Origin of the sequence: Acinetobacter sp. UBA5934, assembly GCF_002430855.1 — a bacterium.
In the GTDB taxonomy this organism is placed as follows: domain Bacteria; phylum Pseudomonadota; class Gammaproteobacteria; order Pseudomonadales; family Moraxellaceae; genus Acinetobacter.
This window is the reverse complement of the sequence record NZ_DJDC01000144.1, coordinates 1-21,422: the sequence shown is the minus strand read 5'-3', so window position 1 is coordinate 21,422 and position 21,422 is coordinate 1. Positions and strand designations below refer to the sequence as shown.

The 21,422-nt window shown below is 42.7% G+C and carries 21 protein-coding genes and 2 pseudogenes; 16 read left to right on the top strand and 7 right to left on the bottom strand.

Annotated elements, in window-relative coordinates; genetic code table 11:
* From B2Y23_RS09910 to B2Y23_RS09860, 11 genes and pseudogenes are all read left to right on the top strand, one after another.
* Nucleotides 1-82: pseudogene (locus tag B2Y23_RS09910) on the top strand (SlyX protein); the annotation flags it as partial.
* Between the two features lie 223 nt (nt 83-305).
* Nucleotides 306-1,307 carry a hypothetical protein gene (locus tag B2Y23_RS09905; RefSeq protein WP_291370563.1) on the top strand — a complete coding sequence of 334 codons (1,002 nt, stop codon included), beginning with the start codon at nt 306-308 and terminating at the stop codon, nt 1,305-1,307.
* Nucleotides 1,308-1,377: 70 nt separating this feature from the next.
* Complete coding sequence (locus B2Y23_RS09900; RefSeq protein ID WP_291355504.1) at nt 1,378-1,827, top strand: ammonium transporter; 450 nt, start codon at nt 1,378-1,380, stop codon at nt 1,825-1,827.
* A gap of 35 nt (nt 1,828-1,862) precedes the next feature.
* Nucleotides 1,863-4,502, top strand: coding sequence for a type I DNA topoisomerase (gene topA / locus B2Y23_RS09895; RefSeq protein WP_291355502.1), 2,640 nt, complete (start codon nt 1,863-1,865; stop codon nt 4,500-4,502).
* Between the two features lie 95 nt (nt 4,503-4,597).
* A pseudogene (locus tag B2Y23_RS09890) lies at nt 4,598-5,403 on the top strand (NYN domain-containing protein).
* A gap of 1 nt (nt 5,404) precedes the next feature.
* A complete protein-coding gene (locus tag B2Y23_RS09885; RefSeq protein WP_291370561.1) occupies nt 5,405-6,163 on the top strand; it encodes a hypothetical protein in 759 nt (252 codons plus the stop codon).
* 173 nt (nt 6,164-6,336) lie between these two features.
* Entirely contained in the window at nt 6,337-7,473 is a 1,137-nt protein-coding gene (locus B2Y23_RS09880; RefSeq protein ID WP_291370559.1) for a glycerate kinase, read from the top strand.
* 276 nt (nt 7,474-7,749) lie between these two features.
* The gene (locus B2Y23_RS09875) at nt 7,750-9,741 is read left to right on the top strand and encodes an ATP-dependent helicase (RefSeq protein WP_291370557.1); all 1,992 of its coding nucleotides are present in this window, start codon (nt 7,750-7,752) and stop codon (nt 9,739-9,741) included.
* Nucleotides 9,742-9,818: 77 nt separating this feature from the next.
* A complete protein-coding gene (locus B2Y23_RS09870; RefSeq protein WP_086173986.1) occupies nt 9,819-10,073 on the top strand; it encodes an RNA recognition motif domain-containing protein in 255 nt (84 codons plus the stop codon).
* 470 nt (nt 10,074-10,543) lie between these two features.
* Nucleotides 10,544-11,047, top strand: coding sequence for a DUF6586 family protein (locus B2Y23_RS09865; protein WP_291370555.1), 504 nt, complete (start codon nt 10,544-10,546; stop codon nt 11,045-11,047).
* 109 nt (nt 11,048-11,156) lie between these two features.
* A complete protein-coding gene (locus tag B2Y23_RS09860) occupies nt 11,157-11,435 on the top strand; it encodes a hypothetical protein (protein ID WP_086198409.1) in 279 nt (92 codons plus the stop codon).
* A gap of 56 nt (nt 11,436-11,491) precedes the next feature.
* On the opposite strand, the gene B2Y23_RS09855 is transcribed toward B2Y23_RS09860, so the two are convergent.
* The 4 genes from B2Y23_RS09855 to B2Y23_RS09840 form a co-directional block, all read right to left on the bottom strand.
* Nucleotides 11,492-13,210, bottom strand: a complete 1,719-nt coding sequence (locus tag B2Y23_RS09855) for a cation:proton antiporter (RefSeq protein ID WP_291355490.1) — start codon at nt 13,208-13,210, stop codon at nt 11,492-11,494.
* A 150-nt stretch (nt 13,211-13,360) separates the two neighbouring features.
* Nucleotides 13,361-13,516, bottom strand: a complete 156-nt coding sequence (gene rpmG, locus B2Y23_RS09850; RefSeq protein ID WP_001205031.1) for a 50S ribosomal protein L33 — start codon at nt 13,514-13,516, stop codon at nt 13,361-13,363.
* Nucleotides 13,517-13,528: 12 nt separating this feature from the next.
* Entirely contained in the window at nt 13,529-13,765 is a 237-nt protein-coding gene (rpmB, locus tag B2Y23_RS09845) for a 50S ribosomal protein L28 (RefSeq protein ID WP_000048256.1), read from the bottom strand.
* A gap of 162 nt (nt 13,766-13,927) precedes the next feature.
* On the bottom strand, nt 13,928-15,376 hold the full coding sequence (locus B2Y23_RS09840; protein ID WP_291355469.1) for a coniferyl aldehyde dehydrogenase: 1,449 nt from the start codon (nt 15,374-15,376) through the stop codon (nt 13,928-13,930).
* A gap of 116 nt (nt 15,377-15,492) precedes the next feature.
* Between B2Y23_RS09840 and B2Y23_RS09835 the strand changes: the two genes are divergently transcribed.
* The 5 genes from B2Y23_RS09835 (at nt 15,493) to B2Y23_RS09815 (ending at nt 19,195) form a co-directional block, all read left to right on the top strand.
* Nucleotides 15,493-16,194 carry a TetR/AcrR family transcriptional regulator gene (locus B2Y23_RS09835; protein WP_291355467.1) on the top strand — a complete coding sequence of 234 codons (702 nt, stop codon included), beginning with the start codon at nt 15,493-15,495 and terminating at the stop codon, nt 16,192-16,194.
* A 78-nt stretch (nt 16,195-16,272) separates the two neighbouring features.
* Complete coding sequence (gene purU / locus B2Y23_RS09830) at nt 16,273-17,139, top strand: formyltetrahydrofolate deformylase (protein ID WP_291355465.1); 867 nt, start codon at nt 16,273-16,275, stop codon at nt 17,137-17,139.
* Nucleotides 17,140-17,352: 213 nt separating this feature from the next.
* Nucleotides 17,353-18,150, top strand: coding sequence for an energy transducer TonB (locus B2Y23_RS09825; RefSeq protein WP_291355463.1), 798 nt, complete (start codon nt 17,353-17,355; stop codon nt 18,148-18,150).
* A 20-nt stretch (nt 18,151-18,170) separates the two neighbouring features.
* A complete protein-coding gene (locus tag B2Y23_RS09820; protein ID WP_291355461.1) occupies nt 18,171-18,791 on the top strand; it encodes a MotA/TolQ/ExbB proton channel family protein in 621 nt (206 codons plus the stop codon).
* Nucleotides 18,791-19,195 carry an ExbD/TolR family protein gene (locus B2Y23_RS09815; RefSeq protein ID WP_291355459.1) on the top strand — a complete coding sequence of 135 codons (405 nt, stop codon included), beginning with the start codon at nt 18,791-18,793 and terminating at the stop codon, nt 19,193-19,195. Before B2Y23_RS09820 ends, B2Y23_RS09815 begins: the two co-directional genes overlap by 1 nt.
* A 66-nt stretch (nt 19,196-19,261) precedes the next feature.
* Here the strand turns inward: B2Y23_RS09815 and msrA are convergent, their stop codons facing one another.
* From msrA to B2Y23_RS09800, 3 genes are all read right to left on the bottom strand, one after another.
* Nucleotides 19,262-19,786 (bottom strand): peptide-methionine (S)-S-oxide reductase MsrA, encoded by a 525-nt coding sequence (msrA, locus tag B2Y23_RS09810; RefSeq protein WP_291355457.1) that lies wholly within the window; start codon nt 19,784-19,786, stop codon nt 19,262-19,264.
* A gap of 114 nt (nt 19,787-19,900) precedes the next feature.
* Nucleotides 19,901-20,362 (bottom strand): META domain-containing protein, encoded by a 462-nt coding sequence (locus tag B2Y23_RS09805; RefSeq protein WP_291355455.1) that lies wholly within the window; start codon nt 20,360-20,362, stop codon nt 19,901-19,903.
* Between the two features lie 114 nt (nt 20,363-20,476).
* Nucleotides 20,477-21,422, bottom strand: a 946-nt coding sequence (locus B2Y23_RS09800) for a DUF4105 domain-containing protein (RefSeq protein ID WP_291370539.1), incomplete at its 5' end; no start/stop codon positions are given.

Here is a 21,422-nt window from a genome sequence, read left to right as displayed (position 1 = left end):
TTATCAGCGTGTGGAATCTTCAGATTTATCTGAAGGGATTGCTGCCTTTGATCCCTTGGCTGATCGACCACCGCATTATTAAGCTTGATCAAGATATAAATTAAGGCCCGGGTCTTATATCTGGGCTTTTTATTTGAAAAAGAACTTTACTGTTTCTTATCTCTTAAATAGCTTTTCTCAAGGTAAAGCATTCAGCATGAGTCATGACATTGAATAAAAGCCAAAAGCAGAAAAATATTTGACCTTTATCCGGGTTCCCGTTCTAATGCACGGCATCTGCCTAGCTGAACTGTTTATTTGAAGATATGAGTGATAAAGTCGTTCTTCTTGATCTTGAAAATAATATGCCGACCGCGCAATTGCTGCGTAACATCATTCCGCATTATGCCGCAATTTACCTGTTTAATTGCCAAGGAAAATTTGAATATTCTCTGGAAGATTTAACTGAGTTTTCAAGTTGGGTCAGTAGTGGACAGGTGGTTATTTTAGAAACCGCAGAAGTTGAGCACAAAGAATTTGAATATGCCGTAGTCGTTGGACAACTGATTGCACTGCTAGATACCGAAACGCCAATTGAGCTGATCTCTGCTATGCAAAGCAGTGAAATTTTGCTCGACATGATGCAATCTTCAAACCTGAACTGTAGTCTGATTCAGATTCAGGCTGAACAACCAGTTTTAAATTCAAAATATAAAATTCCCAGTGTTGAGACGATTCTGCAAAAACCGGATTTGCTGTTGGTGAAAAAGTATTGCGATGCTTTAGGGAAAATGAAGGGTAAACCGAATACGCTGGAGAAGTTGAAGAACTCGCTGGCGAATATTTTGCAACTGCCAAATGATCAGCTTCAGCATTTCACGGGCTTATTGATTAATTCAAAAATTGTAAAACGCTTTGATGAGCAAATCAGCTTCCGTAAAAAAGTCATTAAGCAATGGATGCAGCTCGACTTGGAGCAGAAAATATTGGTAGAAAAAGCCCCAAATATGTCCTCTTTTTTTGCAGAATTATCCCCTGAAAATTCTTCACCAAAAGGCGAGACAGAACAGGCCAATACGCTGCATCATGCACAAAAAGAGTTATTTAAAAACTTTTCCAAAATTGATCCTGTTCAGGTGATTGTGGCGCAAAAATTACGCGAATTAAAATCCGACAAGCCCAAAGACATTTATGCCCTGCGCGATTTGCTGGAACAAATGTTTCCCAAATCGGATGTTCGGTTATTACTTAAAGAATTGATTGAAAAGGGATATGTTTACTGGAATGGTAGTGAAATATTATATAGTCATGAGCTGTTCTTGAATTAATTTCATCGCTGTAACTTGCGTTTTACATTCAGCTTATGCAACTCTAATAAAGGAATAATAAGGTTGTACTATGGAAAATACTGGAATTTGGATTACAGTCTTCATTGTGCTGTTTGTGCTTGGCTCAATTTTTGGGCTACGTGTCAGCCCAAGAGAAAAAGCATTAGGCCTGATGCGTGAAAAAGCGCGCAAGATGGCTTTACATCCGCGTTTAGTCGCAGCTCCCGATTGGACCAAAGTTCCAATGGCAACAGAAAACCGTGCCAGTATGGTGGCTTATTACAGTGTTCTAATTCCAGATGCCCGACTGCCACTGATGCGTGCTCGGGTAGAAGATCAAAAGCTGAAAATTGTGCAAGGCGATGACAAGTTTAACGATTTGCCCATTGCATTAAAGGGCATTTATGCTATTGATATGCAGGCAAACTGTGTAGGACTCTATTGGGATGAAGAATCAGACCTTCGAGCAACACAGTTAGAAGACATTAAAGCTTATTTAACATCTTTGGCTGAACTTTAATTTATCAACCAATCAAACAGGATTAACGGTTAACTATGGCGAACGCTCCTCGGTCCACATCTAAAAGTACCACAGCAAAATCTCCGAGTGCTGCGAACAAGCGTGCCTTAGTGATTGTGGAGTCGCCTGCAAAAGCGAAAACAATCAACAAATATCTGGGTCCAAATTACATCGTAAAATCATCGGTGGGCCATGTTCGTGACTTGCCGACTGGCGGATCTAAAAGTACAGAAAAAAAGCCTGTATCACGTGCCAAACTGACCGATGAACAAAAAGCGGAAAAAGCACAATTAGCTTTGGTCAACCGTATGGGCGTTGATCCTGAACACGGCTGGAAAGCACATTATGAAGTGCTGCCAGGCAAAGAAAATGTCGTTGCTGAACTGAAAAAACTGGCATCGCAAGTTGATGAAGTCTATCTCGCAACGGATTTGGACCGTGAAGGGGAAGCCATTGCCTGGCATTTAAAAGAAGTGATTGGTGGCGATGATTCACGTTACCAGCGTGTGGTGTTTAACGAAATTACTAAAAATGCCATTCAGGAAGCGTTTAAACAGCCGGCACGTTTAGATATCGACAAGGTCAATGCACAGCAAGCCCGTCGTTTCTTGGACCGTGTTGTGGGTTTCATGATTTCGCCATTGCTTTGGGAAAAAATCGCCCGTGGTTTATCGGCTGGTCGTGTACAGTCGGTTGCAGTAAAACTGGTGGTTGAACGTGAACGTGAAATTCGTGCTTTCATCCCTGAAGAATACTGGCAAGTTTTTGCAGATACCAAATCGCAAAAAGACGATATCCGTCTTGAAGCAGTAAAGCAGGGTGGCAAGACGCTCAAACTGCACAATAAAGCCGAGACCGATGCTTTACTCAACCTGATTAAAGATGCTGAATATAAAGTTGCCAGTCGTGAAGATAAACCGACCAAGGTCAACCCAAGTGCACCGTATATCACCTCAACCCTGCAACAGGCTGCAAGCACACGTTTAGGTTTTTCTGTGAAGAAAACCATGATGCTGGCGCAGCGCCTGTATGAAGCGGGTTTCATCACCTATATGCGTACCGACTCGACATTCCTGAGTGATGATGCGGTCAATATGGTGCGTGGTCATATTGAGTCCGAGTTTGGTACTAAATACTTACCTGCCAAGCCAAACCGCTATGGTAACAAGGCGGGTGCGCAAGAAGCCCATGAAGCGATTCGTCCTTCCAATGTGGCACTGAAAGGCGATAGTCTAGCGGGTGTAGAACGTGATGCTCAGCGTCTGTATGACCTGATCTGGCGCCAGTTTGTAGCCTGTCAGATGACACCCGCAGAATATTTATCATCGACCATTTTAGTTGATGCCAATGGTGTGGAACTTAAAGCGAAAGGCCGTACCTTGGTCTTTGATGGCTTTACCAAAGTTCGTGGTGCAAATAAAGCTGATGATGATATTTTGCTACCTGCCGTTAAAGTGGGTGAAATCCTGAAACTGGAAAAACTTGATCCTTCTCAGCATTTTACCAAACCGCCTGCACGTTTCACTGAAGCATCGCTGGTAAAAGAACTGGAAAAACGTGGCATTGGCCGTCCTTCGACCTATGCAGCCATTATTTCCACCATTCAGGATCGTGGTTATGTGAAACTGGAAAACCGTCGTCTCTTTGCAGAGAAGATGGGAGAAATCGTGACAGACCGTCTCGATGAAAGTTTCAATAATCTGATGAACTATGACTTTACCGCAGATCTTGAAGGTCAGCTGGATAAAGTCGCTGATGGTCAGCGGAACTGGAAAGAGTTGCTGGATAATTTCTACGGCGACTTTAAGAAACGCTTAACCACAGCCCAAGGCGACCACGGTATGCGCCGTAATCTGCCAGTTGAAGTGGAAGCAGTACATTGCCCTGAATGTTCTCGTCCGATGCAGATTCGTACTGGAACGACGGGTGTATTCCTGGGATGTTCTGGCTATAACCTGCCGCCTAAAGAGCGTTGTAAAGGGACTCTGAATTTAACGCCGGTCGAATCCTTGGCGGCATTGTCTGATGATGATGCGGCAGAAACAGCTGACCTGATGTCGAAAAAACGTTGCCCGATTTGTGAAACGGCAATGGACAGTTATGTGATTGATGGTGGTCGTAAGCTGCACATCTGTGGGAATAACCCGGATTGTGCCGGTTTTGAGCTTGAAGAAGGCGAGTTCAAAATCAAAGGTTACGATGGTCCAACTATTCCATGTGACAAATGTGATGGTGAAATGCAGCTCAAGACTGGCCGTTTTGGTCCTTATTTTGCCTGCACCAGCTGTGACAATACCCGTAAAGTGTTAAAGAATGGTCAGCCTGCACCTCCGCGCGTAGATCCAATTAAAATGGAACACTTACGTTCTACCAAGCATGATGACTACTTTGTGCTTCGTGATGGCGCGGCAGGTTTATTCCTGGCAGCGAGCAAGTTCCCGAAAGTGCGTGAAACCCGTGCACCGAAAGTGGCTGAACTACGTAGTGTAGCCGAGCAGCTGGATCCAAAATATCAGTTTATTTTGCAAGCTCCGGATGCCGATCCTGAAGGAAATCCAACTTTGGTGAAATTCAGCCGTAAGAATCAGGCACAATATATTGGTTCTGAAAATGCTGAAGGGAAACAAACCAAGTGGAGTCTGGTATTCCAGGATGGAAAATGGATTGAAGCTTAAGTTTTAAGTTATTAAAAATGCTGACGAAAGTCGGCATTTTTTATGCCAAAATGATTTATATAAAAAACTGAATCAAATATTTAATTGGGGGAATGGTGGAAATTCAAACTAAAAAATTTGCTGTACTCATTGATGCTGATAATTCATCGATTAATGCAATTTCTTCTGTATTAGAAGAAGTTGCTAAGTATGGGATCGCAAGTGTAAAAAGAGTCTATGGAGATTGGAGTAGTGAAACACTAAAAAATGGAGAGATGTTTTACTGCCTCATGCAATAACTCCTGTGCAACAATTTGCTTATACCAAAGGCAAAGATGCTACAGATATGATCTTAATTATTGATGCTATGGATTTACTATATGCAGGTGCGTTAGATGGTTTCTGTATTGTATCAAGTGATAGTGATTTTACTCCTTTAGCTTCACGCATCCGTGAAAATGGTCTGAGTGTTTATGGCTTTGGGAAGAAATCGACTCCTGAAGCTTTTAAAAAGGCATGTGATAAATTTATTTATGTGGAAAATCTAGTAACCGAGACAGATGTTAAAAATGGTGAGGATGAAGAATTAGCATTAGTACAAGATAAAAAAATAGCAGAAACAGTAAAGACAACAGAATCTAAAACCATCCAACAAACTAAAGAAAGTACGTTACCTGAAACCATGGATAGGGCTACTTTAAATTTGATTTATAAAGCTGTTAAAGACAACGCTGATGAAAATGGCTGGGCGAATTTGAGTATGGTTGGACAATATATTAGTGCAGTAAAACCTGATTTTGATTCACGAAATTATGGTCGAGCTAAATTATCGGGTTTGATCAAAACACTTAATTTATTTGAAACTAAAATTGAAATGAGTCAGATGTATTTAAGAAAAATAAAAAAGCAGAGCATTGCATAATATGTGGAAAAATATTCGGATACTATGTCTACTCCTGATTTTATTGATTGTGGCGGTCAATGCTTACCGTGACCAAAATCAGGATTGGTCCAAACCCATTATTGTCATGTTACATCCCATCAATGCAGATGGACGCACTGCCACACAAAGCTATATTCAATCCCTAAATCTTTCTGAGTTAAAAGGGGCGCAAGATTATCTTCAACAAATGTCGGCACAGTATCGTGGACAGCCGATCGCGATTTATTTTCAGTTGGGGCGTGAACTTAAACAAATTCCTCCCAAAGTGCCAGAACAGGCAACGATGCTGGATACCATTTTATGGAGCTTAAAGTTTCGCTTTTATGCCTGGAAACAGCATGAAAGTATCGATGGTTCACCTACAGTGACATTATTTTTAAATTATTATGATCCTGACATAATGAAAGAGTTAAAACATTCTACTGCCTTGCAAAAAGGCCGTATTGGTTCAGTCAATTTATTTGCTTCTAAAAAACAGTCAGAACAAAACAAGATTGTGCTGGTTCATGAATTACTCCATGCCTTTGGTGCGACCGATAAATACGATTTAGCTACAGGACAGCCGCTGTATCCGATAGGTTATGCTTATCCGAATCAACAGCCTTTATTTCCTCAAGTCAAAGCAGAGTTAATGGCAGGGCACATTCCTGTGTCAAACGATAAAAGCAAGATGCCTGATACTTTGCAGCAGACATTAATCAATGAAATAAGTGCGCTTGAACTCGGTTGGAAAAAATAAAAGCTGTAGATAAGGTTGAAAGTTTTAAGATTCCCTATCTCACTTTAGCTTCCTATCTCGAACATGAAGTACTCAAAAATTCTGCCGATATTTAAATCCAATTTAGTTAAAGAGTGCTCTAGGGAATTTATTTTATTGTATAAAAGATTTATTCATTTCATTTTTTGAACATCATGCCTAAAACTTTTGTCCTTGCACCCGATTCCTTTAAAGAAAGCATGACTGCTGAACAGGCTTGCCAGGCCATGCAACGTGGTATTGAAAAGGTATGTACAGATGCGATTTGCATTTCAGTTCCTATGGCAGATGGCGGCGAGGGCACAGTCGATGCATTAGTCTCAAGTTTAAAGGGACAAAAAATTGCATGTGAAGTTACAGGACCTTTGCCTGTACAAAAAGTAAAAACTTATTTTGGCTTGGTGGACGAAGGCAAAACAGCAGTTATTGAAATGGCGAAAGCCAATGGCATTCATCTGATTGAATTTGCCCAGCGTAATCCTTTGCTCACCACCACTTTGGGCACAGGAGAGATGATCAAAGCAGCACTGGATTTAGGCGTTTCTAAAATTATTATCGGTTTGGGCGGAAGTGTCACCAATGATGCAGGCGCAGGAATGGCGCAGGCAATGGGAGCAAAATTTTTAGATGCACACAATACCGAAGTTGCAGGGGGTGGCGGTCAGCTCGATCAGATTCAAAGTATCGATCTTTCCGGTTTGGAGTCGCGTTTAAAACACACAGAAATTATTATTGCCAGCGATGTGAATAATCCTTTATGTGGTGCAAATGGTGCATCGCATGTTTTTGGGCCACAAAAAGGCGCTACAGCTGAAATGGTGAAAATTCTGGATAATAACTTAAATCATTTTGCTGATGTCGTGGAGCAGCAACTTGGAATAAATTATCGGGAGATTGCGGGTGCAGGGGCAGCAGGTGGCTTGGGTTTTGGTTTGATGGCATTTGCAGGTGCCAAGATTCGTTCAGGTGTCGAGCTTGTAATTGAACAGACCAAATTGGCAGAGAAAATTGCTCAGGCGGATTATGTATTTACTGGTGAAGGCAAGATTGATTTCCAGACTAAATTTGGCAAAACGCCGTTTGGTGTGGCGCAGGTCGCCAAGCGATTGAATAAGCCTGTGATTGCTTTTGCGGGTCTAGTTGGCGATGGCATTGATGAGTTATATGACTTGGGCTTTACTCAAATTGTAGGGATTAATCCACCTAATTTTGATTTAGAAGATGCAATGCAAAATGCAGAAATGCACTTGGAGGATGTGGTAGTTGGGGTGTTAAGCAAACTTGAAAAGTGATTATGCTGAATTCTAAAAGTAGAGAGTGTCATGGCCTCCAATGAATAGCTTTAGCATGGGTTTTTGGGTAGGCAAATTTACTTTTCAAGGATGAAAAGTAACAAAAATCCTTTGTTGAACTGATTCAACATCCATGTTTCACAGTTCAACAGGCGACATCCATGTCGCCTTTCTGGATGGCAAAATATAGGGATAGATTCAATTTTTAAGTTGATCAATCTCAGATTTATGGTCAGCTCTGTTAAACTATTCATCTATCTAGCACGATGAGACACCATGAGTTTAGCCACCCTGATTAATGAATTAAATCCGCAACAAAAACAGGCTGCCACGACCGAGGCAAAGCATAGTCTGGTACTTGCAGGGGCGGGCTGTGGCAAAACCAAAACCATTGTGGCACGTGCGGCTTACCTGATTGATCAAGGTGTGCCGGCCAATCAAATTCAAATTTTAACCTTTACCCGACGTTCAGCCAGTGAAATTGTGGCACGGGTCGAATTGGCTTTGGGCGAGCAGGCTAAAGGCTTGCGAGCTTCGACTTTTCATACCTTCTGCATGTATCTGCTGCGCCGTATTCCGAAAGCATTTGGCTTAGAGCAATTCTCGATTATTGATCGTGATGATCAGTTGATGATGTTCCGTCTGATTCGCGGAAAGGATGATAAAAAAAATCCCAATGCCTTGCCTAAGCCGCAGCAGCTGTGTGACCTGTATTCTTTTGCCCGCAATACCCGACAAAAACTCAGTATTTCCCTAGAAAAACAGCATCCTGAATTTTTGGAATATAAAGATCAAATCGCCGATATCATGAAAGAATACGAAACACGAAAACGTGCCCGTAGCTTTCTGGACTATGACGATATTTTGGCGGTGGTCGCATCAGCACTGGCGCAATCTGAAGGTCTCTGTGATTATGTAGCCTCGATTTGTCAGCACATGCTGGTGGATGAAATGCAGGATACCAATCCGCTGCAATGGGCTTTGCTGGAACCGTTAAAAGATAAAGTCAGTCTGTTCTGTGTTGGTGATGATGCCCAATCCATTTATGGCTTTCGTGGTGCGGACTTTGAAAATATCCACTATTTTAAAGAACGCGTACCGGATGCGCAGATTTTTAAACTGGAACAAAATTACCGTTCAACACAGCAAATTCTAGATCTGTCTAACTGGCTGCTCGATCAAAGTCCGATCAAATATGACAAACGTCTGGATGCACATCGTGGAGAGGGCATTAAACCCAAACTGCATATTTTCCCGAACGAGTTTGATGAAGCCAAATGGATTGCCATTGATATTAAAGAACGGCATTTTCTGGAAGGTACGCCGTGGCATGACCATATGGTGCTGGTGCGTTCCAGTTTTGCTGCGCGTCACATTGAGGCGGCCTTTATTCAGGCCAATGTACCTTACCGATTTATTGGTGGCATGAAACTGCTGGAAACAGCGCATGTCAAAGACCTGCTCAGTTTATTGCGGGTCATTGCCAATCCGCTGGATGATATTGCCTGGATGCGTTTTCTGACCCTGTGGAACGGCGTGGGCGATGTCGGTGCCAGTAAATTGGCGCAGCAGCTATTGCAGCAAGACGATGTCGAACTGATTTTTGACAAACTAGAAAAATTTGGCCGGATTCCCGAGAAAACCTTGCTGATTATGAAGCAAATGTCGGTATTAAAAGATCAGGTGCAAGCTTGTGTCACCTTAGGGGTAGAAGCCCTGATCGAACAGTTGGAAGAAAATTATGCCAAGAAAGACTGGTCGAAACGAATAGGTGATTTTGACCTGGTCAAACAGCTGGCCACCAAACATGATCAGCTGAGTGAATTTCTGGAAGAATATGTGCTCGATCCGGTCTCGATCAGTGAAATCGAACGGCAGTCTGAAGATGATGTCGTGACCCTGATTACCATTCATTCTGCCAAAGGGACAGAGCAGAAGATTTGTTATGTCGCCAATGTTTCTGCGGGACAGTATCCACATGCACGAGCTTCGGGCAATTTCGACGACGTCGAAGAGGAACGCCGAGTCTTGTATGTGGCTTTAACTCGTGCCAAGGATGAACTGATCTTAACCAAACAGAACCTGAATTTGTGGGCACGGGATCAGGTCGATGAACAAGGGCGTAAAGTTGAAAGTTATTTTCTGAATGATTTGACTCGCAACCTCTGTACGACTGAAACCCATTACAAGCAGCGACAACAAACGGTGAAAAGTGCCTTAATTGAACGGCAATCGATTAATTTAGATTTTGGTATCGATCTCGATTAAACTATCTCAATATTGAAGTGCAAAAAGTAAGTAGGCGAGTGCTTTTTGGTTTTTTTAGCCTATTTTAAGGTCATCAGATGAAAATTTTAGTTCGTAATTTAGAACGTACAGTGACAGAAGCTGAATTGCTTGAATTGTTCAAGCAATATGGCACAGTAGATTCATGCACTTTGGTTCTGGATGCTGCAACAGGTAAATCAAAAGGCTTTGCTTTTGTGGAAATGCCGCATGGTCGTGAAGCAGTGAAAGCGATTAAAGGCTTAAATACTTTGCGTTTGCATGGACAGGGCATTCGCGTCAAGCAGGCTGAAGACAAGCCGGCAGCAGAATAAACAATAAAAGGAGCGACGCTCCTTTTTTTATGCATGGAAAAGAAACAGAATTTCCACGCTCTTTCAGAAGTGGTAGCTGCTGAACAATGAATTGCTTAAGAACAAAATGAATTAGAAATACGTCCTAAGCAATCCGAACAGTTAAATGTGCAAGATGGGTAGAGTGTAGAAAATAAAACTTGCCCCACCAATGCGGGTCATCAAGTGCAAGTTTTTTATGGTCAAAAGAGTGGCTATGGAATCAGTTCATTCCTGACAAGAAAATGAAATTGCAGCAGTGCTACATACTGGGCAGCAGATGATTGCCCTGGGCGATAACAATGTATGCCTATCGACTCACCAATTGCTGTGCAGGTAAAGCGAAAAATCTATTTAATTAAAATGAATCGTGCATAATTTTTTATTGTGCATCGAGTAAAATTAAGTTTACTCTTAGTCATGTAACTCACGCCAAAATTTAGGAAATCACCATGTCTCGTGTTGCGCGCTTTCATGCGGATCGTACCAATCAAAAATTGTATTTTGCACGTCTTGCATGTCAACTCGCTGAGCAAACAGATCATGTTCAGCAGGCACAGGCATACCGTGAAGCGGCAGTATTTCATTTGCACGGTGCGGTATTGGCATTTTTGCAGGAACTGGTTCGTTACTACCGTTTAAATGACTTTGCACCGACCCTGAAGTCGATTGAAGAACACATGGCAGACAAAGGGCAAATCTCGCCTGAAGTGACCGTAATGCAGCAGTTGGCAAAACAGGGGTTTATTGCCGAGCTAAAACGTGCCTACCGTATGTGCCAATATGCGCCGGAACCGAGTGCACCGGAACCTGAAGATGAAACATCTTCCAACCTGATTATTAAGGTGACTCAGACTCCTCAAGCCTGGTTGCCAGATACCAAAATCCTGCGTGAATGGCATCGCGATTTGACTCAATTAATTGATGGCTTTCGCAATGAGATGGTTGAATTTTAAACTTTACGACCAATGCTCTTGAAGTTTCTGCCACAGACCTTATATACAATAGTCTAAGCAATGCAAAGTGCACACAGCACTTTGCCACCATGTTGAACATGGAGGATATATGTCTATAGAACATTTGAAAGAATTATTTGGTAATCAAGAAGCGATTTTGGAACTTGTTCAACTTGAAGGTGGTGAGTTAGCATTGCGAAATGCAGGCTCTGAAAAAGAACCGCTCGTCAAAATTCAGTTTAATGATGAAGTCAAAGCGTTACTTGGTGACCAGACACCAGTAATTGCCCAGCATATGGTGCAGGCGGCTTTGTTCGCGATGATGGAAAAGCAGGTCAATGAATGGCAGGCTGAAATCGTGGATGAACAGCCAAAGTACATGAGCTAAGCTTATTTAAACCTAAAAAAAGCGCACTGAAGTGCGCTTTTTTTATGGGCTGAAAATTAGTGTGTGGGTGCTTGATGATGCGCAATCTGAATCTGATTTAAAATATGATTGGTCATGTTGATGGCCATTTCTTCTTTGGCAAAATAAACCTGACCAATATTATCGCGACGGATCACTTCAGCTTCTTCCTTGCTTTCGGCACAGACCAAAACCTGAATTTGCGGATTCAATGTTTTGGCAATATCGACAATTTTATGAATATCCAGAATATCCATAGGAGAAAGCACCAACAGGCGTGCATGTTGAATATGTGCCTGAATAAGTACACCGGCTTCGGTCGCATGCCCCGACACCGCAGCAATGCCTTTGGCACGCAGACTTTCAACAATCTCACGGTTTTCTTCAGCAATCACCACCTTAATGTCTTGTGCCATTAATGACTTGGTAATACGACGACCGACTTCACCATGACCGACAATCACCACCTGATCACGCAAGTACTCTTGTGAGACTTCATCTGGCAACATGGACAGCGGGTCACCGCTACGTTCCAGTAAACGGGCCAAGTTCGAGCGTTCACGAATCCAGTTTTGTACCGGTTCAATGGCAGAGAACACGAATGAGTTTAAGGTAATGGAGATGAGTGCGCCGGCTAAAATCAGGTTTTGACCATCTAAAGACAACAGATGCAGTGAGACCCCTAAGGTCGCCAGAATAAATGAAAATTCACCAATTTGTGCAAGACTGGCACCGACGGTTAAAGCCGTATTAATAGGATAACGAAAGAACAGTACCAGTGCCATCGCAGCGATCGTTTTACCAATCATGATAATGGCAACCACAGCAAGAACCTGCCAAGGCTGCTGTACCAAAATCATCGGATCAAACAGCATCCCTACCGACACAAAGAATAAAATGGAAAAAATTTCACGTAAGGGTAGGGTTTCTTCTTCTGCGCGGTGACTGAAATCAGACTCTTTAACCACCATTCCGGCAAAGAATGCGCCGAGTGCCATCGACACGCCAAAAACTTTATACGCCCCAAATGCAATAGATACTGCCGCAGCAACGACAGTTAAGGTAAACAGTTCACGCGATCCCAAGCGGGCAACAATCTGCATAATCCATGGCACCAGGCGTTTGCCAACGATCAGCATAAAGGCAATAAAGCCGGCCACTTTCAATAACGTAATAGCTAAAGTCATCCAGATATTGGCATTGGGGTCTGAGCCGACAATTGCTGTTCCCCCTAGTAAAACGGCTGTAGCAGGAAGCAACACCAAAGCCAGTACCATGACCAGATCTTCAACCAGTAACCAGCCTACGGCAATTTTACCATTCACAGAGTTGATCAGACCTCGGTCTCCCAAGGCTTTCAGTAGGACTACCGTACTGGCACAGGACAGGCTTAAACCGAACACCAGTGCTGAACCAAAACTCCAGCCCCAGATCATGGTCACGCCTATACCGAGTAAAGTCGCTACAGCAATTTGCAGAACAGCACCCGGTAAAGCAATACGGCGTACCTGCATCAGGTCGCTTAAGGAAAAGTGCATCCCGACACCAAACATCAGGAACATCACCCCGAGTTCAGCCAACTGATTGGCAAGATGTATATCTCCTACCACTCCGGGGGTATTCGGGCTAATTAAAATACCCGCAACTAAATAGCCAATTAGAGGGGGAAGACGAATACGCGCAGCAATATAGCCAAAAATGAGCGCCAGTCCAAAGCCGACGGCAAGTAATATAATCAGATCTACATCATGAGGCACTAAAAACTCCTTAAGCTTGAGCCAAAGTTAAGGGTAAAAAAGAATAAGCACAAAAAATGCCAAAAAAGAATAATTAGAAGTGTAACAACTCGAGCAAAAAAAATGCAAAAAAAAACGACCCGAAGGGTCGCTTTTTTAAAGAAGTCAAAATTATTTAATTTTAGCTTCTTTGAAGATTACGTGTTGACGGATTTTTGGATCAAATTTTTTGATTTCCATTTTTTCCGGCATAGTACGTTTGTTCTTAGTGGTGGTATAGAAATAACCTGTACCAGCTGAAGAAACTAAGCGAATTTTATCACGCATGGTTCAGACTCCTTAGATCTTTTGACCTTGAGCACGTAGGTCAGCAACAACCTTTTCAATGCCCAATTTGTCGATAATACGCATACCCTTAGTGGTTAAACGAAGACGTACAAAACGTTTTTCGCTTTCTAACCAGAAACGGTGGTGATGCAGGTTCGGCTCGAACCGGCGTTTGGTTTTGTTATTGGCGTGCGAGACATTGTTTCCAACGACTGGACGCTTGCCGGTAACTTGGCAAACCTTAGACATGGTGAACTCCATTGCTAGACAGCACCGATTGTGCGGCTAGTCATTAAAAGTAAACGGATGAAATCATTCAAGGGGCGTTTTATACCAAAAATACGCTTAAAAGACAAGCGAATTTAAGAAAAACGCGGCATGATCAGGTGTGATAGATCATGCCTTGATCAGTTATCGAAGAAGGGTCTTCGAAATTAGCTTGTGAATCGGCTTGTTAAACGGTGGGAGAATGAATTTCAAGCTATAGAGCTTTGGATTAGACATTACTGACCGTTCATGCGACAAACTGAAGAAACCTTCTGGACCATGATATTTGCCCATACCTGAAGCACCGACTCCACCAAAAGGTAAGTCATCCTGTGCGACATGGGTGAGTACCATATTCTGCCCGAAATGCCCTGAATGAGTATGCTGTGCGACATAGTCGGCACGCGCCTGATCAAAGTCGAAATAGTATAATGCAAGTGGACGCGGACGGCTATTAATAAAGTCAATCACATCGTCGATTTGATCATATTCTAGAATAGGAAGGATCGGTCCAAAAATTTCCTCTTTCATAATCCGCATTTCTGTGGTGACGCCGGTCACGACAGTGGGCGCAATTTTCCGGACTTTGCTTAAGTCTTCATGTGCTGGATTTAATTCAGTAATTTTAGCGCCTTGACTACGCGCATCTTCCAGATAGCCCTGCAGACGATTGTATTGTTTGTCATTAATAATCGAGGTGTAATCCTGATTGTATTCAATACTCGGATACATCTCTTCAATACAGGCCTTATAGTGCTCAATAAATTCAGCCGTTTTGCCTTTAGGCAGGAACATATAGTCAGGTGCCACGCAGGTTTGACCTGAATTCCAGAGTTTACCGGCAGCCAGCCGCTGCGCAACATCTTGCAAATCGATAGAAGGATGAACCAGAACAGGGGATTTTCCACCCAATTCTAAAATCACAGGCACCAGGTTTTCTGAAGCAGCGGCCATTACGGTTTTACCAATTTCAGTTGAACCGGTAAAAATGATTTTATCAAAGGCCAAATGACTAAAGGCATCGGAAACCGGTCCGCCGCCATTAATTACTGCAACCAGTTCGGTTGGAAACGCTTCGCCTAAGGCCTTTTCCAGCGCACGGCCAAAATGGCTTGAAGCACTGGAGATTTTAATCATGGCATGGTTACCCGCTGCGATTGCACAAATCAGGGGACCAACCGACAATAATAGTGGATAGTTCCAAGGCGCAATGATTCCCACCACACCGAGAGGTTGATATTGAACCCAGGCTTTTGCCGGCTGATGGATAATTCCCACATGGCGCTTGGACGGTTTCATCCAATTGGTCAAATGCTTGCTATAATATTTAATCTGTTCAAGACAGGTGAGTAATTCACCGATTTTGGTTTCGCTGATAGAACGGTTACCATAGTCCTGATTAATTGCTTCGGCAAATTGATCTTGATATTTAACTAAGATACGCTTTAGACGTGCTAAACGATCAATACGTTCCTTTGCCGATGGTAAGGGATGACGTAGATAAGCATGCTTTTGCTGTTCTAGCACGTCGTGTAAGTGCTGAATATTAAACGAATGTGGTGTCATTGAAGTTGTTTTTGTTTGACTGTTCATGACCTGCTACCATTAAATAAAAAGCGATTAATTTAATTTTTAGAGTAAAAGCTCTAAATAGTCAAGTTACTTTATGTGTTAGCTCGCTAACCTATTGAATGAATGGTTACTTTAGGATGTCTCACTCCAAAACGGTGAAAACCAAAGAACGTATTTTGCAACTCAGCTTACAGTTATTTAATGAGCGCGGTGAGCGTTCAGTGACAACAAATCATATTGCCGCTGAACTGAATATGAGTCCGGGTAATTTGTATTACCACTTTCGCAATAAAAACGAAATCATCAAAGAGTTGATGGAGCAGTACCAGAGCGAAACTTTGGAAATGCTGTCATTGCCCGATGACCGTGCACTTGATGCCAACGATAAAATTCGCTATTTTCAGGTGCTCAGCAGCCAGCTTTGGGCCTATCGCTTCTTGCATCGTGATGTTTATCATTTGGTTGAAAATAATGAAGATTTTCGAAAAATGTATCCACGTTTTGCCGGTCAGGTGATGCAGCAGGGACAAAAAATCTACAAAGCCTTCGTGACTGCCGGCTTAATGGAAATGACAGATTCAGAAATTGAAGCCCTGATTATTAACTTGTGGATTGTTTTGACCAACTGGACCAACTTCCTGTACATGTCGGGGCATATTACCGATTCGAACCATCTGGAAGAAAAGTGGGTCTGGCAGGCGTTACGTCAAATGGTGTTCCTGGAAGGGGCATATTTGCGTGGTGAAAGCCGTCAAACTTATGAACATTTACTTGAAACCCTGGGTCCTTCAGAGCTTTTTGAGAGTTTATCTTCAAGTAAAAATCATGATGCGAACTAGCCTATTTAGAAAGCATGAAAAAAGCGTTAGAATACTCGGCTTGTTTTTCAATTTAACTGATTAGTGATATTAACCAACATGAATATGACCACCGCTAACACAGCACGTTTACTGATTACTTGCGAAGATAAACCAGGTATCGTGCAAGCTGTTTCGAGCTTTTTGTATCATCAGGGAGCAAATATTACCGCACTTGATCAATACGCGACTGAAGCTCAGGGCGGGCGTTATTTCATGCGTGTTGAGTTTGAACTGGACAATCTGCAAAGCCGTAAAGAAAGTATCACTCAGACTTTTGCCAGCAATGTTGCCGAACGCTATGACATGCACTGGCGTCTGGCACTGGTGAGTGATGTGAAAAAAGTCGGGATTCTGGTTTCCAAAGTCGATCACGCCTTGCTTGAACTATTATGGCGTCATGCGCGCGGCGGTTTACCATGTGAAATCACTAAAGTGGTTTCAAATCACGAGACTTTACGCGAGTCGGTGGAAAACTTTGGCATTCCATTTGAAGTTGTGCCAGTCAATAAAGAAAACAAACGTGAAGCCTATAGCAAGATTGATGAACTCATGCAGGGCAATGATTTACTGATTCTGGCGCGATACATGCAAATTCTAGATGAGGAATTCGTACAGAAATGGGAAATGAAAGTGATCAATATCCACCATTCATTCCTGCCAGCATTCGTGGGTGCAAACCCTTATAAACAGGCCTATGAGAAAGGCGTGAAGCTGATTGGCGCAACAGCACATTATGTGACTGCCGATCTGGATCAGGGCCCGATCATTGAACAGGATGTTGAACGCGTGAATCATGATTTCACCGTTGATCAGCTGCGTGAACTTGGACAAGATGTGGAACGAAATGTTTTGGCCCGCGCAGTAAAATGGCATCTGGAAGATCGTATTATTGTCGATGGCAATAAAACCGTAGTCTTCCAATAAAACAACATTGACTAATTTTCAAAGAAAGGCATACTTTAAGTATGCCTTTCTTGTTTTATTGATTAAAAAAACTCATCAAAACTTACGATTTAATAGTTGCAAATGAAAACACTTCTCATTTATTATTGCGGTGCTTTAATTGTACTAACCGATGAGCTTGATTGCTGAAATCTTAATTGATCGACAATCGCTTTAATTAGGTAACTGATTTTAATGAGTCAATCTCCCGCTCTAAATATGCAAACTCCCAATCCGATGAAAAAGAAAATTATCACAGCGCTGATCGCCGTTGTGGTCGGTCACATGGGCGTGTTGTGGGCGGTGGGGCAAATGAAAACCCCTGAACTCAAACCGATTGAAAAAGAACCGTTAAAGGTTCGTTTTGTAAAAATTCAAGAATCACCAAAACCATTACCGCCGAAACCTAAAGCGGAACCTAAAAAAGAACAACCAAAACCTAAAGAAGTGAAAAAAGTTGAAATTGTAGAAAAACAACTTCCACCACCGCCGAAAAAGATAGAAAAGGTTCAACAAGTTAAAAAAGCAGAAACACCAAAACCTGTGGTTAAACCGGTTGAAGCACCACCGAAACCGACAGTAAGCACGACGATTTCTGAAACTAAAGTGGTGAAACCTGCACCGGTTACCCCACCACCAGCACCAGTCACACCGCCTGCTCCTCCGGCACCGGTAGCACCACCTGCGCCACCATCACCAAAAAATGTTGTGATTGGTGATTCTGGAGTGCAATGGAGCCGTTCGCCAAAACCGTCCTATAGCAATAGCGATTTGGAAGGTCAAACGCGGAATGCCATGGTCTATATTGAAGCGAATGAAAAAGGGGTAATTACCTCGGCGCGTATGGTACGTTCGACGGGTGTTCCTGCTTTAGATGAAAAGATTTTACGCTCAGTGCGTAGTTCCAAATTCAAACCGTACAAAGAAAATGGTGTGGCTTATCCTATTAAGGCTAACCTCCCATTACTATTGACCTTGAATCCACGCGGCTAACATTTATTAGGAGTTCGAGTATGAACTTTTCAGTTTATTGGCAACATGCTGATGCAGTGAGTAAAACACTGTATTTCGTATTATTGGCAATGTCGATTGCGACATGGACCATCTTCGTCTTACGTGTAATGGGGACTCGCCAACTGAAGCAACAAGCTTATGCTCAACTCTCTCAAGCATTAAGCAAGTTAAAAGCAAAATTTTCAGCTTTGAATTTTGAACAACGTAAAGCTGTGGTAGAACAGGCGTTATTGCGTCAGATTTCTGCTGAAAAAGCCAATGCTGAAAAAGGTGTAGCAGTGTTAGGTACCATTGCTTCACTGGCACCGTTTGTAGGTTTGTTTGGTACGGTTTGGGGTATTTTCCACGCACTGGTTGCGGTTGGTAAAAGTGGTCAGGCAGGTTTGGCCCAAGTGGCGACACCGGTAGGTGAAGCCTTGATTATGACCGGTCTGGGTTTGGCTGTGGCGATTCCTGCAGTGCTGGCCTATAATATTTGTACCCGCGTTAACCGTGGTCTGGCGCATGAGCTACAAGACCAGGCGCACAGTCTGTTAATTGACACCATGTTGCAACAGGACAGTGCAGCTCAAGTTGCGACCAAAGAAACAGCAAACAATTTAGTTGGAGGTCAAGCTTAATGGGCTTTCAATTGGGCGAAGACAACGATGTAGGTATGAATGAGATGAACCTCATTCCACTGATCGATATTATGTTGGTATTGATGATCATCTTTTTGGTGACAGCAACCGTTGCTAACCCATCAATTCCATTAACCTTGCCAAAAACAACGGCAGATATTATTGATTTGCCACCTAAAAATGTGACTATCAGTATTAATGCAAGTGGAGATGTTGCCTGGAATGGCAAGGTGCTTACGCTTGATGAATTACAGACAAAATTTAACGAAGCTGGTCAGGAACAGCGTCAGCCAACCATTGTGCTGAAAGCTGATAAAGAATCACGTTATGATGCTGTTGCACAAGTGATGTCCCGTGCGAGCGAAGCCGGGCTCAGTGATATTGCTTTTGCGACCGATAACTAATCTGATGCTATAAAAAAAGCGACCTGAATGGTCGCTTTTTTTATGTCTAATATTGGCAGGACTAGACTATTCCGACTTCAGCAAGTCCTGAAACTTGCTGCGTAATTTCATCAGTTTCGGTGGAATGGCAAAGTTACAGTAGCCTTGTGCAGGATTTCGGGCAAAGAAATTCTGGTGATATTCTTCGGCAGGGTAGAACCGGGGTGCAGGACTCAGTTCAGTCACAATATTTAAACCTTCCGCTTTCAGGGCATCAATGGCTTGCTGAGCCTGCTGCTGCTGTTCATCATTCAGATAATAAACCACTGACCGATATTGCGTACCAACGTCATTGCCTTGACGGTTTAAAGTAGTTGGATCATGGGTAGTAAAAAATACATCCAAAAGCTGAGCAAAGCTGATTTGTGTTTCATCATAATCAATCAGAATGACTTCCGCATGGTTGGTATCACCACTGCAAATATCCTCATAGCTCGGGTTTACAGTGTGACCGCCAGCATAGCCACTGACCACTTTTTCCACACCTTTAAGCTGTAAGAATATGGCTTCGACACACCAGAAGCATCCACCACCCAATAAAGCTTGTTGCATGATCTTATCCTGTATTTGTTTATTATTTTTAATATAGGGGCTTTCTATGAAGCGACAATGAATTTATACATTTTAAACACAAAAGCCTGAGATTTCAGGCTTTTGTTTGAGCGATTATCGTGGTTGTACCGGGCTGATGAATTGCAGTACCACATTGCCATGACGATCCAGCAATTTGAGGGTCTTGCCAAACACCTGATAGTTGGCGACTTTAGCCAAGGCTTCATTAAATTGAGGCGCTACATTGTTCTGATCTAGACAGTCCATTTTGGTTCCCGCCATTTGACTGAGCAGGAGCGTATCTCGACCTGCTTCGTAGCTGCCCATAATACGGTTACAGCCATCAGCACCGCTAACCCGTTTGGTTGCCGCATCAAATTGTAAACTTGGAATATTGTGTGCAGTCGGTGCTGTTTTGATTTCAGTATTGCCAATATGGGTTGCAATCCAGCTACGGTTTTGCAGTTGCACTAAATTTGCAGTTTCAATGGTAGCAGAGGCGCTTGGAGTGGTTTCACAACCGCTAAAAGCAATCGCAGCGCCCAGTATGCCAACGGCAAATAGTTTTTTTAACATATTGGAATTCTCATTCTTGATTTAAGCTGTGTTCTATATAAACAAAAAAATACTGATTTAACTAGGGATAAATCCATGTTTTATATATTTTTACATTTTTAATTATGGTCATTTTTATGGTGCTGGTTTAGGTATACCTTGGCGAATCAAGTCTGAATATTGGGTACTGGAAATATTCTTTAGCTTGCTGACACGTGGGTTAATGTAGGCAATCTCATACCACTGTTTTATGGTTAAGTCATGTGAAATGGCGTTCAGGTCATACAGATAATTGGGTAAATAGCCTGAAGCCAGCAGGCGATAATCTGCAGGGAAAGGTCTTTTGGATATCGCTTGCACCATATCAAACACCAGCGTGGTACAGTTACTGGTCAAGCTGTTATACCATTTCGGCTGATGTTTCAATTCATCGGCTTTACGCAGATATTCTTCGAACAAAGCCCGTCTTTCTGTTTTTGACATATTGACCGGGAAAAAATAGACATGCTCACCACGAATATTGCTGCGGGTATAAATCAGATCCTTTTCATCTGCTGCGATCAGGCTGAGTTCATATTTTCTAAAAAAACCGCCATAGGTTGAAAATTCTTCATTTTTTTGTTTGCGAATTTCAATCGAAAAGGTCAGTGGTTGGCTATTGGCAAAATCAAAACTGACCAGGGTATGCGCGATACGTGGTCCCATCCAGTAGGAGGTGATGATATTCACGCCGGTAATCTGGTTTAAATCAAACTGACGGGTTTCCCAACGTTCATCATAACTGCCATCTGCATGCCAGTTAAAATTACGTACATGATGTAATGTGACATGGTCGCCTTCTCTTTCATAAGAGAGGATTTGGGCCACTTCCGGATTCCAGTCACGATCCTGTTTGGCTGGCAGGCCAAAATACCAAAATAAGCCCAGTAGAAAAGCCAGCAAATAAATAAGCGCATCAGTCTGGCGGTTAAAGACAGATTGGGTAATAAAAATGCCGAGAATAGTTAAGGCAAAAACGACCCACACACCGATCAGTACTCGGGTCACAAAACCGCTAAACGGTTCCTGAAACCATAACGCC

Excerpts from the sequence above, each read along its gene's own strand:
- msrA (WP_291355457.1), bottom strand. The coding sequence starts at position 19,786 with ATGCAACAAGCTTTATTGGGTGGTGGATGCTTCTGGTGTGTCGAAGCC.
- B2Y23_RS09835 (WP_291355467.1), top strand. The coding sequence starts at position 15,493 with ATGTCTCACTCCAAAACGGTGAAAACCAAAGAACGTATTTTGCAACTC.
- B2Y23_RS09905 (WP_291370563.1), top strand. The coding sequence starts at position 306 with ATGAGTGATAAAGTCGTTCTTCTTGATCTTGAAAATAATATGCCGACC.
- B2Y23_RS09865 (WP_291370555.1), top strand. The coding sequence starts at position 10,544 with ATGTCTCGTGTTGCGCGCTTTCATGCGGATCGTACCAATCAAAAATTG.
- B2Y23_RS09815 (WP_291355459.1), top strand. The coding sequence starts at position 18,791 with ATGGGCTTTCAATTGGGCGAAGACAACGATGTAGGTATGAATGAGATG.
- B2Y23_RS09840 (WP_291355469.1), bottom strand. The coding sequence starts at position 15,376 with ATGAACAGTCAAACAAAAACAACTTCAATGACACCACATTCGTTTAAT.
- B2Y23_RS09870 (WP_086173986.1), top strand. The coding sequence starts at position 9,819 with ATGAAAATTTTAGTTCGTAATTTAGAACGTACAGTGACAGAAGCTGAA.
- B2Y23_RS09825 (WP_291355463.1), top strand. The coding sequence starts at position 17,353 with ATGAGTCAATCTCCCGCTCTAAATATGCAAACTCCCAATCCGATGAAA.
- purU (WP_291355465.1), top strand. The coding sequence starts at position 16,273 with ATGAATATGACCACCGCTAACACAGCACGTTTACTGATTACTTGCGAA.
- B2Y23_RS09805 (WP_291355455.1), bottom strand. The coding sequence starts at position 20,362 with ATGTTAAAAAAACTATTTGCCGTTGGCATACTGGGCGCTGCGATTGCT.
- rpmG (WP_001205031.1), bottom strand. The coding sequence starts at position 13,516 with ATGCGTGATAAAATTCGCTTAGTTTCTTCAGCTGGTACAGGTTATTTC.
- B2Y23_RS09885 (WP_291370561.1), top strand. The coding sequence starts at position 5,405 with ATGTGGAAAAATATTCGGATACTATGTCTACTCCTGATTTTATTGATT.
- B2Y23_RS09860 (WP_086198409.1), top strand. The coding sequence starts at position 11,157 with ATGTCTATAGAACATTTGAAAGAATTATTTGGTAATCAAGAAGCGATT.
- B2Y23_RS09880 (WP_291370559.1), top strand. The coding sequence starts at position 6,337 with ATGCCTAAAACTTTTGTCCTTGCACCCGATTCCTTTAAAGAAAGCATG.
- topA (WP_291355502.1), top strand. The coding sequence starts at position 1,863 with ATGGCGAACGCTCCTCGGTCCACATCTAAAAGTACCACAGCAAAATCT.
- rpmB (WP_000048256.1), bottom strand. The coding sequence starts at position 13,765 with ATGTCTAAGGTTTGCCAAGTTACCGGCAAGCGTCCAGTCGTTGGAAAC.
- B2Y23_RS09900 (WP_291355504.1), top strand. The coding sequence starts at position 1,378 with ATGGAAAATACTGGAATTTGGATTACAGTCTTCATTGTGCTGTTTGTG.
- B2Y23_RS09875 (WP_291370557.1), top strand. The coding sequence starts at position 7,750 with ATGAGTTTAGCCACCCTGATTAATGAATTAAATCCGCAACAAAAACAG.
- B2Y23_RS09820 (WP_291355461.1), top strand. The coding sequence starts at position 18,171 with ATGAACTTTTCAGTTTATTGGCAACATGCTGATGCAGTGAGTAAAACA.